Raw genomic sequence first — 14,360 nt, 5'->3', positions numbered from 1 at the left:
GTGAGCCCTAGGCCGGCAAGGTGCCCCGCATGACGCTGTCACCGGAATGCTCCGGCAGGGCATCGAAGGCCTCGCGGGAGATGTCGACCACCCGGTAACCGGCGTCCAGCGCGCCGTCCGGCACCTCGAAGGTGCCGTCCTGCGCCGAGCCGAGCACGCCGATCGAGATCATGCGCCGGCCATCGGTGTTGATCAGCCAGACCTCGACGAATCCCGCTCCGCGCGCGAACGGCTGGGTGCTCACGTGCACCTCGGGACGACCGTCCGGCGTCCGCACCAGCTGCGCCGTCCCGATCGGGGTGGCGTCGGTGAGGGTGGTGAGTTGCACGGTCGGCCCGGCCGGGACGGCGGTGACCGGCGCCGACGGGGCCTCGGGCAGCACCCATCGGCCGATGCCGATGCCGAAGACCAGGGCGGCGGCGGCCGCCGCCACCGCGTAGCCGAACCGGCGACGGGTGTCGAGCCGGACGACGGGCCTCGCCTCACGGACCGGCTCACCGACCGGCTCACGGGCCGGGGTCGTCTGCCGGGTCACTGATCGGCGCGCTGATCTCTGCAGCGATCCGTTGCCACACCTGGGCCGAGGGCTGGGGCCAGGCGGTGGTCTGGCGGGGCTCGCCCAGCACGGACTCCACCCGGCGCACCTCGGTCACGGTCTGCTGGCAGCGCGGGCAGCCGGCCAGGTGTTCGGCCACCTCGCGAGGGACCGTCTCGCCGATCACCAGACCGACCAGGACGTCATCGGAGGGATGCGTCATCGGTGGCCTCCTTCAGGGCATCACGCAAGTGGAGCAGCCCGCGGCGCAGGTGACTCTTGACGGTGCCGAGCGGCAGTTCGAGTGTGGCGGCAATCTGTTCGTGCGTCTGGTCTGCCACGTAGGCCAGCGTCAGGATGGTGCGGCGTGGTTCACCCATCAGGTCCACCTCGTGTTCGAGCACCAGCCGGTCCACGATGCCGTCCACTGCCGCGGGCCCCGAGGATCCCCGGCCATGGGTCACGGCGTCGGCGGTTGCCGCGGCCTGAACCCGCCGGTGTTCGCGCGAGCGGCGGGCCAGTTCGTCGGCGATGCGCCGCCGGGTGATGGCGACCAGCCACGCGGGGAAGGCCCCCGCGTCCGGGCGCAGCGTGTGACGGCTGCGCCAGGCCGAGACGAAGACCTGTTGGGTGATGTCCTCGGCGTCCTGCTGGTGGCCGAGCGAGCGTCGCGCGATGGCCAACACCAGTGACGCCCACTGGTGATAGACCTCGGCCAGGGCCGCGGTGTCGCCGGCTGCGAACCGGGCCGCCAGCTGGGCGCGGTCGGCGTCCGCACCGGTTGCCTGATCATGCCCCACCCGGGGCACCCTAACCAGATGCGGCCGGACCCGCGCGGCGACGGAGTCACGGTTGGAGTCCCCGTCGGGGTCCCCGCTCACGACGGCCCTGAGGCACATGGCATCGTGCGTCCCTCTCCTCGTTCGAACTGCGGTCACTGGCGTCGCTGGATAGTTCCGACGCAGGGCGCTCGATGGATGCAGCGAGATCCAGCGAGATCCAGAGAGGTGCAGAGAGGTGCAGAGAGATGACGTCGGTGGGAGAGGTCGTCGGCAGGGGTCAGTCGGCGGCGATGCGTGCGGGGCTCGCAGCCGCCGACGTCGCGGTGTCCGGGGCATGATCGAGGAACTCGTTGAACACGAACCGTCGGTAGGCCCAGAACCGGAACAGCGTGCCCAGGCCGATGCCGATCAGGTTGCCCGAGATGTTGTCCGCCAGGGGCGAGGTGAAGCCGAACAGGTCGTGGGAGATCGCCAGGCAGCCGACCGAGATCACCAGGCCGATGAGGTTCATCATCACGAACAGCACCAGTTCGCGCAGCGGGGTCGCTTGGCGGCGATGCCGAAATGTCCAGTACCGGTTGCCCAGCCAGGCCCACATCGTGGCCGTGCCCGCGGAGACGATCTTCGCGATCTTCTCATGGCCGTCCAAAGGCGGTTCGCCCGACCCCGGCCACAGCGTGGTGGTGAGCAGGTTGAACAGGCCGACATCGACCACGAACGCGATGGCGCCCACCGCGCCGAACTTGATCGCCTCGCGGTACACCACGTTCATCAGACCGCGCAGTCGGGCGATCGGGCCATCCACCACACCAGAAGGCTACCCGGTGCGTCACTGGCTACCCTTACCGCGTGAGTTCCCCCCGCGCGACCTGCGAACCTGTCCTGGCGCCGGGTGGTTTCCCCACCGTGGGCATGGTCGGTGGCGGCCAGCTCGCGCGGATGAGCGCCCCGGCGGCCGTCGCACTCGGCGTCCGGCTCGCCGTGTTGGCCGAGAACGCCGACGACAGCGCAGCCCAGGTGGTGCCGGCGACCTCGATCGGTAGTCACCTCGACGCCGCCGCGGTCCGTGCCTTCGCGCGCGGCGTCCACGTGCTGACCTTCGACCACGAACATGTGCCCACCGACCTGTTGCACGAGCTCGAGGACGCCGGTCACGCCGTCCGGCCCGGGCCTGATGCGTTGGTGCACGCCCAGGACAAGGCCCTGATGCGCGCGCGGCTGGCCACCCTCGACGTGCCCATGCCGCGCTGGGCGCTGGTCAGCACGCCGGACGAACTGGCGGCCTTCGCCGATGGTGTCGATGGCGGCGAGGGTGTCGACGGGGTCGGCTGGCCCGTGGTGCTCAAGACCACCCGCGGCGGGTACGACGGCAAGGGCGTCCACCTGGTGACCTCACTGGACGACGCGGTCGGCCTGCTCGCTCCCGCCCGCGCGGCCGGCGTGCCGTTGCTCGCCGAGGAGGCGGTCGACTTCCGGCGTGAGCTGGCCGCCGTCGTGGCCCGCAGCCCCAGCGGGCAGGCCGCGGCCTGGCCGGTGGTCGCCACCACGCAGCTGGACGGCGTGTGCCGCGAGGTGATCGCGCCCGCCCCCGACCTGGACGACGGCCTGGCCGTCGAGGCGACCGCCATCGCGTTGCGGATCGCCGGCGAGTTGGGCGTGGTCGGGGTGCTGGCCGTGGAGCTGTTCGAGGTGCCCGGCCTCGACGGAGCGCCGTCGCGCGTGCTGGTCAACGAGCTGGCCATGCGCCCCCACAACAGCGGGCACTGGAGCATCGACGGAGCCGTCACCAGTCAGTTCGAACAGCATCTGCGCGCCGTCCTCGATCTGCCGCTCGGTGACCCGCGTGCCCGCGCCGCCTGGACCGTGATGGTCAACGTGCTCGGCGGCGACCATCCCGACCTGTACCGCTCGTACCTGCACGTGATGGCCCGGGATCCGGGTGTCAAGGTGCACCTGTACGGCAAGGGGGTACGGCCGGGGCGCAAGATCGGTCACGTCACGGTCTGCACCGACGATCCGCACGGCCTGGACGACGCACTCGCCCGGGCCCGGCACGCTGCCGACTTCATCCGAGGGGTCATCGACGAATGAGCATCCGAACGAGCGAACGCAACGACCCCGTGGTCGGACTGGTGATGGGGTCGGACTCGGATTGGCCGGTGATGGAGGCCGCCGCCCAGATTCTGGATGATTTCGCGGTGCCCTACGAGGCGGACGTGGTCTCGGCCCACCGGATGCCCCATCACATGATCGATTACGGCACCCAGGCCCACGGCCGGGGGCTGCGCGTGATCATCGCCGGGGCCGGCGGGGCGGCGCACCTGCCAGGGATGCTCGCCGCGGTCACCCCGCTGCCGGTGATCGGCGTCCCGGTGCCGTTGCGCTACCTCGACGGCATGGACTCGCTGCTCTCGATCGTGCAGATGCCGGCCGGGGTGCCCGTGGCGACGGTGTCGATCGGTGGCGCGCGCAATGCCGGCTTGCTCGCCCTGCGGATCCTGGCCGCCGGTGAGGGCGAGGACGCCGAGCGGCTGCGCGAAGGACTGTTGGACTTCGCGGACGGTCTGCGTCGCGAGGCCATCACCAAGGGCGACCGCCTGCGAGGCCGCCGTGGTGGCACCACGCTCGGCTTCGGGGTGGAGCGCTCGGACGCCTGAGCGTCATCGGTCAGGACTTCTGCTGGGCCGCCGCGATCGAGCGGATCGTGGTCAGGTCGTTCGCCGTGATCGCCCGGAACAGCCGGTTGGCCTGGGCGCTGTCCCATTTCACGGCCGAGCCCGACGGGGTCGACAGGTCCGGGTCGGCGATCGGCACCGTCATCCGCACACCATCGCCGCCCGAGACCCGCCGCATCCCGAGCACGAACTTCGCCAGCCCCCAGGGGGTGGTGCCCTCGTCCACCGTGAGCGCCTTACCACCGGCGCGCGCGGCCGGGGCCGCCCGCCAGGGAACGGCCAGCACGGACGGCGACAGGGTCTTGCTCGCGATCGCGGCCAGCACCTCGCGTTGCCGCTCGACCCGGCCGAGGTCACCGCGGGGGTCGGAGTATCGGGCGCGGGCATAGCCCAGGGCAGTCGGCCCGTCCATCGTCTGGCAGCCCTTGGGCACGTCGATGTGGGCCTTGGCGTCCTTCAGCGCGGTCTTGGGGCAGATCCGCACGCCGCCGACGGCATCCACCACGTTGGCGAACGACCCCAGGCCGGTCATCACGAAGTCGTCGATCCGCAGCCCGGTGGCCTGCTCGACGGTGCGGACCGTGAGTTTCGGGCCACCGTAGGAATAGGCGGCGTTGATCTTGTCCTTGCCGTGGCCGGGGATCGGCACGTACGAGTCGCGGGGGATGCTGACCAGCACGGCGCTGCCGTCGGTGGCCAGGTGCAGGAGCATCATCGTGTCGGTGCGGATGCCGGTGGCCTGCCCGGTGCCGAGGCGGGCCCGTTCGTCGCGCGAGAGGTCCTGGCGGCTGTCGCTGCCGATCACCAGGAAGGTGGTGCCGGGGGTGTCGGCCGGCCGATCACTCGCGGGCATCGCGTCGATCCGGGTCAGGCCGGTCCAGGCCAACGCGGCCAGCAGGAGCGGGTAGATCACCAGGATCGCGATCAGCCAGCGCCAGGGGTGCAGCCGCCAGCGGCCTCGTCCCTTGTCGGGCAGACCGAACCCGGACGGCGCGCTGTCGCGCGGTGAGGTGGGGTCGATCCGGGTCTGCGGCCCCGGACCCGTGCCGGAGGCTCCCGGGTACCCGGGGTTCTGCGCCGCCCAGAACTCCTCCGGTGTGCGCGGGGCTGCCGGGGAGGGGCCGGGGCGGGTGGGCGTGCCGTCGGAGGAGTCGCCTCGCAGCCGGAAGCCGGGACGCGCCCGGTAGACGGTGCCCTCACGCTGTGGGTCCGGACGTCGTCCCCGGCTGAACCTGAACTTCACCCGACCAGTGTGCACGCCCTGCTCAACGCACCGGAGTTCCCACCGGTGCGCTGCGCGGCGACGGGAGTGTCGGCGCCTCCACCGGCGTGAGGGTCGGCGGGAGGGTCGGCGTGAGGGTCGGTGGGGTACGCCGAGCCCTGCCCCGCCGGGTGCGACGAGCCATCCGGGTCAGCCGTCCGAGCCGATACTGCTCGGCCTCGTGGAGGCGATCGTTGATCATCATGGTGGCCATCTGGCGGGCCATCTCGGGAGGTAGCGATGTCATGCGTCGAGCGTCGTCCTGAGGCCCGCCCCACCACATCGGGAGGATGCCCCGACCTTCGCCCCCGTCGAGGACGCTGACCCACCCATGAACTCCTGAGGTACCTCAGGTGGGCGATGGCTCAGCCGATGCCGAACCTCGGGGCCTCGATCTTGGGGCAGGTGTCCATCACGACGTCCAGGCCGGCAGCCCTGGCTCGCGCGGCGGCGGCCTCGTCGATCACCCCGAGCTGCAGCCACACGGCCTTGGCGCCGACCGCGATGGCCTCGTCGACCACGGCTCCGGCCAGCTCGCTGCGCACGAAGATGTCGACCACGTCGATCGTCCCGGGTACCTCGCTCAGCGTGGCGTACCCCGTGGCGCCGTGCACCTCCTCGGCGGCCGGGTGCACCGGCACGATGGGCATGCCGAGCCCCTGCATGTACGACGCGATGCGGTACGCGGTGCGGGTGGCGTTCTGTGACAGGCCCACGATCGCCCACCGCCCGGGGGTGGTGAGCAGCCGGCGGACGACGTCCGGGTCATTACGGTGCGGGGCAGCGGAGGGCGCGCTCATGGTGACCAGTGTGCCGCGCCCGGACCGTGAGACCGGCCGGTTAGGGTGGATGTCCATGACATCAGGTCCCTCCACCCTCAGCTCTGCCGCACCGGTATCGACTCCGTGGCTGGTCACCGGCGGCGCCGGGTACATCGGATCTCACGTGACCCGCAAGCTGCGTGAGTCGGGCCGCCGGGTGGTCGTGCTCGACGACCTGTCCAGTGGGCACCGGCAGTTCGTCGGGGACATCGGTGACGCCGCCGACGCCGGCATCCGGTTCGTCGAGGGCAGCGTCGTCGATCCGGCCGCCGTGGACGCCGCGATCGGGGCCTTCGACGAGCCGGTGCGGGGCGTCGTCCACCTGGCGGGGTACAAGTACGCCGGGGTGAGTGTGCAGCGTCCCCTGCACACCTACACCCAGAACGTCACCGCGATGCAGGTGCTGCTGGAACGCCTTGCCGCGCACGAGGTCTCACGGTTGGTGTTCAGCTCGAGTGCGGCCACCTTCGGCACCCCGGACGTCGATCTGGTCACCGAGACCACGCCCACGCGTCCGGAGTCGCCCTACGGCGAGAGCAAGCTGATCGGGGAATGGCTGATCCGGGACGTGGCGCGGGTGAGCGCGTTGACGCACACCTCGCTGCGGTACTTCAACGTGGTGGGTTCGGGGTATGCGGACCTGTACGACTCCAGCCCGCACAACCTGTTCCCGTTGGTGCTGAAGGCGCTCACCGAGGGGCGCACGCCCAGCGTCAACGGCACCGACTACCCGACGCCGGACGGTTCGTGCGTGCGCGACTACGTGCACGTCGACGACCTGGCCTTGGCGCACGTCGCGGCGGCCGAGGCGCTCGAGGCCGGCCGGGTTCTGGAGCCGGTCTACAACCTCGGCTCGGGTGACGGGTCGTCGGTGATCCAGATCATGGACGCCGTCCGCCGGGTCACCGGCATCGAGTTCACCCCCGAGCGGCGCGACCGGCGTCCGGGCGACCCGGCACGCATCGTGGCCACCGGCGAGCTGGCCGCGCGCGACCTGGGTTGGGCCAACCGGCACAGTCTGGACGACATGGTGGCCAGCGCCTGGGCCGCCTGGCAGAAGGTCACCGCCGCCGCGCGCTGAGTCGCGAGACTGATTGTGTGTGGTGGAAGTGGGCGTATGCGCCGACTTTCACCACACACAATTCGGGTGGGGTCGCCAGGTCAGATGGCGGTGATGTTCACGGCCTGGGGTGCCCGTGACGCCGCCACCAGGCGGGGGATGTCCGTGAGATCGGCGGTGACGATCGTGGTGCGGGCACCTGCAGCGGCGAACTCCTCGGCGGCCTGTGCCACGGTGGCGTCGACGGTCGAACCGCCCGCCGCAGAACGCAACTCGACACCGCGATCGGCCCGGGCCGAGGTCAGCTCCCGATCACTGACCCGCAGTCGTCCCAGGCTGCTGCTGGTCGGCCGACGGCGGTCGAGCAGGGCCTCGAGCCGTACGGCCGTGGGGACGACCACCTGAGCACTGCTGGGGCGGCGACGGTTGCGGCCGGCCACCGCTTCCAGGATCGCCAGCATCCGCCGATGCTTCGTGTGACGAGGGTCCGTCACCACTTGGGCGGCCTCGTTGTCCAGGACGACCCCGATCATCATCGGGTCGTGCCCGAGCCGGCATGGTGGAGCAGGCTGGCGGCCCAGATCAGGACGTCGTCGGCGTCAGCGTCCGGTCGACTGGTGACCACCTCGCGGGCCGCTTGCCGGATCAGTTCCGGATGAGCTGCCAACGGATGGTGATCCAGCTCAGCCAGCGCGCAGGCGATCTCGGCAAGGTCGGGTCGGCTCCTCGGATGCGCGGCGTAGTGGGCGTCGAGGGCGGCGCGCTGTGCCAGAGCTTCGAGATAGCCGCGCAGCCCGGTGTTCTGTGCCTCGTTGGCCGAGCTGACCCAACCCAACTCCACCGCTGCGGCCACGGCCCGGCGCAGGGATTGCGGCTGGCGGACCGACGACACGGACGTCGCGCCGTCCGGCTCGTCGAGCGCAGCAACCAGGTCGTCGAGGCTACTCACGAGCACTCCTCACCGTCGAGTGTAGTACAACCCATACTACATGTGGTGAGTCGACTGATTGTGTGTGGTGGAAGTGGGCGTATGCGCCGACTTCCACCACACACAATCCATGGGGTGCGCGGGTCAGGCGCGGGGGCGGCCGAGGGCGCGGTAGGTCCAGCCGGCCTCGCGCCAGCGGGGTGGGGTCGAGGGCGTTGCGGCCGTCGAGGATGTTGCGGGTGCGCACGATGATGGCCAGCTCGCGGGGGTCGAGGTCGCGGTACTCGCGCCACTCGGTCAGCAGCAGGACGGCGTCCACGCCGTTGGCGGCCTCGTAGACGGTCTCGGCGAAGGACAGCTGGGGCCAGACCTTGCGGGCGTTGTCGATGGCGGCGGGGTCGGTGACGGTGACCTGGGCGCCCTGCAGCTGGATCTGGGCGGCGACGTTGAGGGCGGGGGAGTCGCGGATGTCGTCGGAGTCGGGCTTGAACGCGGCACCGAGGATGGCGATGCGGCGTCCGATGAACGAGCCGCCGACCACGTCGCGGGCCAGTTCGACCATGCGGATGCGACGGCGCATGTTGATGGAGTCGACCTCGCGCAGGAACGTCAGGGCTTGATCGGCGCCGAGTTCGCCGGCCCGGGCCATGAAGGCACGGATGTCCTTGGGCAGGCAGCCGCCACCGAAACCGAGCCCGGCTCCGAGGAACTTGGGGCCGATGCGGTCGTCGTGGCCGATGGCGGTGGCCAGCAACGAGACGTCGGCGCCGGCGGCCTCGCACACCTCGGCCATGGCGTTGATGAACGAGATCTTGGTCGCCAGGAAGGCGTTGGCAGCGGTCTTGACCAGTTCGGCGGTGGCGTAGTCCATCGGGATGACCGGGGTGTTCTCGGCGATGGCGTTGGCGTAGACGGCGTCCAGCAGGGCTGTGGCCGCGGCGGCGTCGTCCGGCTCGGCGGGCAGCCCGTACACGATCCGATCGGGGTGCTGGGTGTCGCTCACGGCGTGGCCCTCGCGCAGGAACTCGGGGTTCCAGGCGAGCAGGACGCCGGGGGCTGCCTCGGTCAGGACGGCGGCCAGGCGCGCGGCGGTGCCGACCGGGACCGTGGACTTGCCGACCACCAGGTCGCCGGGGCGGACCACCGGCAGCAGCGCGCTCAGCGCGGCGTCGACGTAGGAGGTGTCCGCAGCGAACTCCCCGGCCCGTTGCGGGGTGCCCACGCAGATGAAGTGAACCGTCGGGTCGTGGCCCTCGGGAACGGCGAGTTCGCCGACGTCGGTGGTGAAGTGCAGCCTGCCCGTGGCCACCGCCCGGGTCAGCAGCTCCGGCAGCCCCGGCTCGTGGAACGGCGCCACGCCCCGGGTCAGATCGGCGACCTTGCCGGCGTCGACGTCCAAGCCGATGACGTGATGGCCCAGGTCTGCCATACACGCGGCGTGTACCGCACCCAGATACCCACAACCCACGACGCTGATGTTCACTCCTGGAGGCTATCCGGCAACACAGGGTCTATGTTTCGTGTCCATGCGTTTCGGGATGTTCGTGCCTCAGGGGTGGCGCCACGATCTGGTCGGTATCGACCCGGTCGACCAGTGGCAGGCCATGCTGTCCATCGCCCGTCTGGCCGAGGCTGGGCCGTGGGAGTCCATTTGGGTCTATGACCACTTTCACACCGTGCCGGTGCCCTCCGAGCAGGCCACCCACGAGGCCTGGACCCTGATGTCGGCCTTCGCCGCGGCGACGTCGCGGGTGCGGTTGGGCCAGATGTGCAGCTGTATGGCGTACCGCAACCCGATGTACCTGGCCAAGGTCGCCGCCACCGTCGACGCGATCAGCGGGGGGCGCACCGAGATGGGCATCGGCGCCGGCTGGTACGAGCACGAGTGGCGCGCCTACGGATATGGATTCCCCTCGGCCGGAACCCGTTTGGCGATGCTCGACGAGGGCGTTCAGATCATGCGTTCGGCCTGGGCGGATGGCATGGCCACCTTCGCCGGGGAGCACTACCAGGTGGACGGCGCGATCTGCCGTCCGACGCCGTTGCAGACCGGGGCGGACGGACGCGGCGCGATCCCGCTGTGGATCGCCGGTGGCGGCGAGCGCAAGACGCTGCGTACCGCGGCGAAGTACGCGCAGTACACGAACTTCGACGGCACACCCGACACGTTCCGCCGCAAGTCGGCGATCCTGGCCGACCACTGCCGCGACGTCGGCACCGACTACGGCGCCATCGTCCGATCGGCCAACTACAACGTGATCATCGGGCGGGACGACGCCGAGGTCGAGGCGCGCCTGGCCGCGATCGAGGCGCAGCTGGCACCGCATCTGCCCACGACCAAGCTGGAGGAGACGATGCGGATGTTCCGCACCGGCCCGGCGGTCGGCACCCCGGAACGGATCGTCGAGACGCTGCGTGGCCTCGAGGGCGACGGCATGACCTACGCCATCACGTACTTCCAGGAAGCCGCCCACGACACCAGCGATATCGAACTGTTCGCCGCCGAGGTGATCCCCGCCCTGGCCGATTGAGTCGGATCAGGCCTCGGCCTTCTTGGAGATCGAGACCAGCAGCTCTGCCTGGCGGGGTGCGCTGTACCGGACGGCGGCCCGGTACAGGCCGTAGCCGGCGCCGGCGCCGATCACCAGGGCGGCCGCGCCGCTGCCGGCGACCAGGCCCGGGCGGTCGGACCAGACGAGGCCGACCACGATGAACGGGCCGATACCCACGGCCAGCACCGGCAGCGCGACCAGTTGGGCGACGAAGGCCGTGAAGCTGCCGTTGTTGCGGGCCATCACCCCGTTCTCGGAGTAGCTGACCGGGTACGGCGCGATCACCGACTGCAGCAGGCCCAGTCCCGTCGCCAGACACCACGCACCGATCGTGCAACCGAGAACGCCCGGCAGCAGTGCGGGTCGCGCGGAGATGCCCAGCACCAGGGCGACCACCACCACGGCAGGGGTGAACACCACCAGCCGTGCCGTGGCCTTGCCGAGCAGGTCGGACCGGGCGTCGTCCCCGGCGGCGACGTTGACCCACATCGACGAGCCGTCGTAGCCGTAGACGTTGCTGTTGATCATTCCGAGGAACACGGCCAGACCGCAGCCCAGGTAGCCGATGGCGGCTGCCCGAACTCCGGTCAGCACCGGGATGACGGCCGCCGCCAGGGTCAGCGCCGTCGCCAGGATCAGCTGCACCCGCTGGGCCGGTTCGCGCAGCATCAGCGTGAGGTCCTTGTCGGCCACGGCGGCCGCCCGGCGCGGCAACCACGGCATGAGTCGGGCGAGGTGTGGCCGTCGTCCGCGGTGGGCACGGACGGTGCCGGTCGTCGGCGGCGAGGTCATCACCCGCCGCAGCAGCACGGCCCAGACGGCGCCCAGCAGGGTCACCGTCGCCAGCGCGCCCGCCGCCTCGGCCAGGGCAGGCAGTCCGCGGCCCTGCGCCCCGGCTGTGATCATGGACGCCGAGAACGAGGACGGCCACAGCCGCAGCACCAGACGCAGCCGTTCGAGCAGCTCCTCGGCCCGCTCGGGGTGACCTCGCAACACGACGTTGTTGATCAGGTTGGGCAGCTGACTGAGCAGCACCACCATCAGGGGGATGGCCACCCCCAGCACGTCCCGCAGGCCACGGCGTCGCAGTCCCAGCCCGACCAGGGTGATCAGCAGTCGACTCGCCACCGCGCACAGCAGGATGAACAGCACGCCGCCGCCGACCACGGCCAGGGCACCCGGCCCCAGCGGCGCCGTCCCGATCACCAGACCGACGACGGCCGGCACGGTGGCCAGCCCACCCGGCCCGATCAGCGCCGACAGGGTCAGGCCGATGACGAGCTGACGCCGCGACAGCGGCAGCACGACGAGCTTCACCGGGTCCATCGAGGCATCGCTGCCGGCCACGGTGATCGGCCCCACCAGCCAGATCAGCAACACCACGGCCAGGGCGATCGGGACGATCAGCTGCCGGACGTCGTCCGGTGCCCAGCGCAGGGCCACCCCTCCCACCAGCCCGGCCAACCCGGCGATCGCGGCGGCGAGCAGGCTCAGCACCGAGCCGATGATCATCGGCGTGCTGCCGGTGCGAAACCCGTTCTTGACCAGCGCGAACTTCAGTCGGAGGAATCGCCGAGCCACGACAACCGCCCCTCCTCATCGGTCGAGGGGGCGCCGACCAGCTCGACGAAACGGTCCTCCAGCGACCGCCCGGCGCGCACCGTCGCCATCGGCCCCGCCGCGATGATCCGGCCGGCCGCCATGATCGCCACGTGGTCGCACAGCCGTTCCACGGTCTCCATCACGTGGCTGGACAGGATCACCGTGGCCCCGCGCGAGACCAGCCGGGCCAGGACGTGCCGGATGGTGCGGGCCGACACCGGGTCGACCGATTCCAGGGGCTCGTCCAGGAAGAGCACTCGGGGGTCGTGCAGCAGCGCTGCGGCCAGGGCGATCTTCTTGCGCATGCCCGAGGAGTAGTCGACCACCAGCGTGTCGCCGTCCCGGTCGAGTTCGAGCACGCTCAGCAGGTCTTCGCTGCGCTGTCGGATCACCCCCTCGTTCATGTCGCGCAGCAGCCCGTTGTAGAGCAACAACTCACGACCGGTGAGCCGTTCGAACATGCGGTTCTCGTCGGGCAGGATGCCGATCCGGGCCTTGGCCCGGGCGGGCTGCGCCCAGACGTCCAGGCCGTCGACGATCGCCCGGCCCGCGTCCGGGCGCAGCAGGCCGGTGGTCATCCGGATCAGGGTGGTCTTGCCGGCGCCGTTGGGTCCGACGATGCCGTAGAACGAGCCGTGCGGAATGGTGAGCGAGACGCCGTTCACCGCGATCTTGTCGCCGAACCGTTTGGCCAGGCCGTCGAGGGTCACCGCCGGCAGCGGCGGGGGAGTGTCCACGTCACGACCCTGGGCCGAGGCCGGGCGAAGGTCAACCGCGAGCGTGGTCGCCACGGTGTGACACGGGGCTCACGGTGGGGTCGTGCCCGGCGGGGGCGGCCTGGGTAATCTCCGGTCATGAGTGACATGGCCTCGCGAACCCTCGACGACTTCCCGTTCTTCGCCCTGAGCGATGAGCACCAGGATCTGCGCAAGATCCTGCGCGAGGTGTGCGACGAGAAGATCGCACCCGGCGCCGCTGCCGCCGATGAGAACGCCGAGTTCCCGAAGGCGGCCTACGACGCGCTGCGTGAGGTCGACCTGCACGCCCCGCACATCCCGGAGGAGTACGGCGGTGCCGGGGCCGATGCGCTGGCCACCTGCATCGTGATCGAGGAGGTGGCCCGGGTCTGCGCGTCGTCCTCGCTGATCCCGGCGGTGAACAAGCTCGGCACGGTGCCGTTGTTGCTGGCGGCCTCGGACGAGCTCAAGGCGCGCTACCTGCCGCCGGTCGCGGCCGGTGAGGCGATGTTCAGCTACGCCTTGTCCGAGCGGGAGGCCGGCAGCGACACCGCCGGTATGACCTGCCTGGCCGAGCCGGACGGCGACGGCTGGGTGCTGTCGGGCCACAAGGCGTGGATCACCAACGCCGGCATCAGCCAGTACTACACGGTGCTCGCGGTGACCGACCCGGACGGCCCGCGCGGCGGCAACGTCAGCGCGTTCGTGATCGAGGCCGATGACGAGGGGTTCAGCGTCGGCCCCAAGGAGCGCAAGCTCGGCATCAAGGGCAGCCCGACCTGCGAGATCCTCTTCGACCATTGCCGGATTCCCGGTGACCGGCTGGTCGGCGAGGTGGGCCAGGGGCTCAAGATCGCGCTGAAGACCCTCGACCACACCCGGATCACCATCGGCGCCCAGGCCGTCGGCATCGCCCAGGGCGCGCTGGACGCCTCGGTGGCCTACGTCAAGGAGCGTCAGCAGTTCGGCAAGGCGATCGCGGAGTTCCAGGGCGTGCAGTTCATGCTCGCCGACATGGCGATGCAGCTCGAGGCCGCGCGGCAGCTGGTCTACGTCGCCGCCGCCAAGAGCGAGCGCCACGACCGCGACCTGTCCTTCTTCGGGGCGGCCGCCAAGTGCTTCGCCTCGGACGTCGCGATGCAGATCACCACGGACGCCGTCCAGTTGCTCGGTGGGGCCGGCTACACCAAGGACTTCCCGCTGGAGCGCATGATGCGCGATGCCAAGATCACCCAGATCTACGAGGGCACCAACCAGATCCAGCGGGTCGTGATGGCGCGGCAGGTACTGAGGTAGGCCCTCAAGGTTCGAGCCAGGAAATCGTGAGGGTGGCGACCTGCGCGCCCGGCTGGCCGATGGTGGCGACCCGTTGACCTGCGCGCTGAGCAGTATGGGCGCGAACTGTTT

General features: G+C 70.7%; 16 protein-coding genes and 1 pseudogene. 5 read left to right on the top strand and 12 right to left on the bottom strand.

Annotated elements, in window-relative coordinates; genetic code table 11:
- Positions 1 to 7: 7 nt before the first annotated feature.
- From IPK24_18620 to IPK24_18605, 4 genes are all read right to left on the bottom strand, one after another.
- A complete protein-coding gene (locus IPK24_18620; GenBank protein MBK8077525.1) occupies positions 8 to 535 on the bottom strand; it encodes an anti-sigma factor in 528 nt (175 codons plus the stop codon).
- Positions 507 to 758 (bottom strand): hypothetical protein, encoded by a 252-nt coding sequence (locus tag IPK24_18615; GenBank protein MBK8077524.1) that lies wholly within the window; start codon positions 756 to 758, stop codon positions 507 to 509. Before IPK24_18615 ends, IPK24_18620 begins: the two co-directional genes overlap by 29 nt.
- Complete coding sequence (locus IPK24_18610; GenBank protein ID MBK8077523.1) at positions 739 to 1,434, bottom strand: RNA polymerase sigma factor; 696 nt, start codon at positions 1,432 to 1,434, stop codon at positions 739 to 741. Before IPK24_18610 ends, IPK24_18615 begins: the two co-directional genes overlap by 20 nt.
- A 160-nt stretch (positions 1,435 to 1,594) precedes the next feature.
- Positions 1,595 to 2,089 (bottom strand): GtrA family protein, encoded by a 495-nt coding sequence (locus IPK24_18605; GenBank protein MBK8077522.1) that lies wholly within the window; start codon positions 2,087 to 2,089, stop codon positions 1,595 to 1,597.
- Positions 2,090 to 2,229: 140 nt separating this feature from the next.
- Between IPK24_18605 and IPK24_18600 the strand changes: the two genes are divergently transcribed.
- Together IPK24_18600 and purE are read left to right on the top strand one after the other, a co-directional pair.
- Entirely contained in the window at positions 2,230 to 3,408 is a 1,179-nt protein-coding gene (locus tag IPK24_18600; GenBank protein MBK8077521.1) for a 5-(carboxyamino)imidazole ribonucleotide synthase, read from the top strand.
- Positions 3,405 to 3,974: a 5-(carboxyamino)imidazole ribonucleotide mutase gene (gene purE / locus IPK24_18595; protein MBK8077520.1), complete on the top strand. Its 570-nt coding sequence runs from the start codon at positions 3,405 to 3,407 to the stop codon at positions 3,972 to 3,974. Before IPK24_18600 ends, purE begins: the two co-directional genes overlap by 4 nt.
- A 10-nt stretch (positions 3,975 to 3,984) precedes the next feature.
- Here purE and IPK24_18590 read toward each other — a convergent pair whose 3' ends face one another.
- The 3 genes from IPK24_18590 to IPK24_18580 all read right to left on the bottom strand — a co-directional run bounded on the left by IPK24_18590 (position 3,985) and on the right by IPK24_18580 (position 6,053).
- Complete coding sequence (locus tag IPK24_18590) at positions 3,985 to 4,920, bottom strand: LCP family protein (protein ID MBK8077519.1); 936 nt, start codon at positions 4,918 to 4,920, stop codon at positions 3,985 to 3,987.
- A gap of 337 nt (positions 4,921 to 5,257) precedes the next feature.
- Positions 5,258 to 5,500 (bottom strand): hypothetical protein, encoded by a 243-nt coding sequence (locus IPK24_18585; GenBank protein MBK8077518.1) that lies wholly within the window; start codon positions 5,498 to 5,500, stop codon positions 5,258 to 5,260.
- Positions 5,501 to 5,618: 118 nt separating this feature from the next.
- Complete coding sequence (locus IPK24_18580) at positions 5,619 to 6,053, bottom strand: CoA-binding protein (protein MBK8077517.1); 435 nt, start codon at positions 6,051 to 6,053, stop codon at positions 5,619 to 5,621.
- Between the two features lie 55 nt (positions 6,054 to 6,108).
- Here IPK24_18580 and galE point away from each other — a divergent pair, with 55 nt between their 5' ends.
- Entirely contained in the window at positions 6,109 to 7,155 is a 1,047-nt protein-coding gene (gene galE, locus IPK24_18575) for a UDP-glucose 4-epimerase GalE (protein MBK8077516.1), read from the top strand.
- 80 nt (positions 7,156 to 7,235) lie between these two features.
- Here the strand turns inward: galE and IPK24_18570 are convergent, their stop codons facing one another.
- From IPK24_18570 to IPK24_18560, 3 genes and pseudogenes are all read right to left on the bottom strand, one after another.
- Positions 7,236 to 7,595: a hypothetical protein gene (locus IPK24_18570; protein ID MBK8077515.1), complete on the bottom strand. Its 360-nt coding sequence runs from the start codon at positions 7,593 to 7,595 to the stop codon at positions 7,236 to 7,238.
- 71 nt (positions 7,596 to 7,666) lie between these two features.
- Positions 7,667 to 8,083 (bottom strand): hypothetical protein, encoded by a 417-nt coding sequence (locus IPK24_18565; protein ID MBK8077514.1) that lies wholly within the window; start codon positions 8,081 to 8,083, stop codon positions 7,667 to 7,669.
- A 123-nt stretch (positions 8,084 to 8,206) separates the two neighbouring features.
- Positions 8,207 to 9,545 (bottom strand): annotated as a pseudogene (locus IPK24_18560) (UDP-glucose/GDP-mannose dehydrogenase family protein).
- A 43-nt stretch (positions 9,546 to 9,588) separates the two neighbouring features.
- On the opposite strand from IPK24_18560, the gene IPK24_18555 reads away from it, so the two are divergent.
- Positions 9,589 to 10,593, top strand: a complete 1,005-nt coding sequence (locus IPK24_18555) for an LLM class F420-dependent oxidoreductase (GenBank protein MBK8077513.1) — start codon at positions 9,589 to 9,591, stop codon at positions 10,591 to 10,593.
- Between the two features lie 6 nt (positions 10,594 to 10,599).
- Here the strand turns inward: IPK24_18555 and IPK24_18550 are convergent, their stop codons facing one another.
- Together IPK24_18550 and IPK24_18545 are read right to left on the bottom strand one after the other, a co-directional pair.
- A complete protein-coding gene (locus IPK24_18550) occupies positions 10,600 to 12,195 on the bottom strand; it encodes a hypothetical protein (protein MBK8077512.1) in 1,596 nt (531 codons plus the stop codon).
- On the bottom strand, positions 12,171 to 13,007 hold the full coding sequence (locus IPK24_18545) for an ABC transporter ATP-binding protein (protein MBK8077511.1): 837 nt from the start codon (positions 13,005 to 13,007) through the stop codon (positions 12,171 to 12,173). Before IPK24_18545 ends, IPK24_18550 begins: the two co-directional genes overlap by 25 nt.
- A gap of 72 nt (positions 13,008 to 13,079) precedes the next feature.
- Between IPK24_18545 and IPK24_18540 the strand changes: the two genes are divergently transcribed.
- Complete coding sequence (locus tag IPK24_18540; protein MBK8077510.1) at positions 13,080 to 14,249, top strand: acyl-CoA dehydrogenase family protein; 1,170 nt, start codon at positions 13,080 to 13,082, stop codon at positions 14,247 to 14,249.
- Positions 14,250 to 14,360: the final 111 nt, after the last annotated feature.

Source organism: Kineosporiaceae bacterium (assembly GCA_016713225.1).
Lineage (GTDB): Bacteria > Actinomycetota > Actinomycetes > Actinomycetales > Kineosporiaceae > JADJPO01.
The sequence above is the reverse complement of the archived record's forward strand: the minus strand, read 5'-3'. Positions and strand labels throughout refer to the sequence as shown.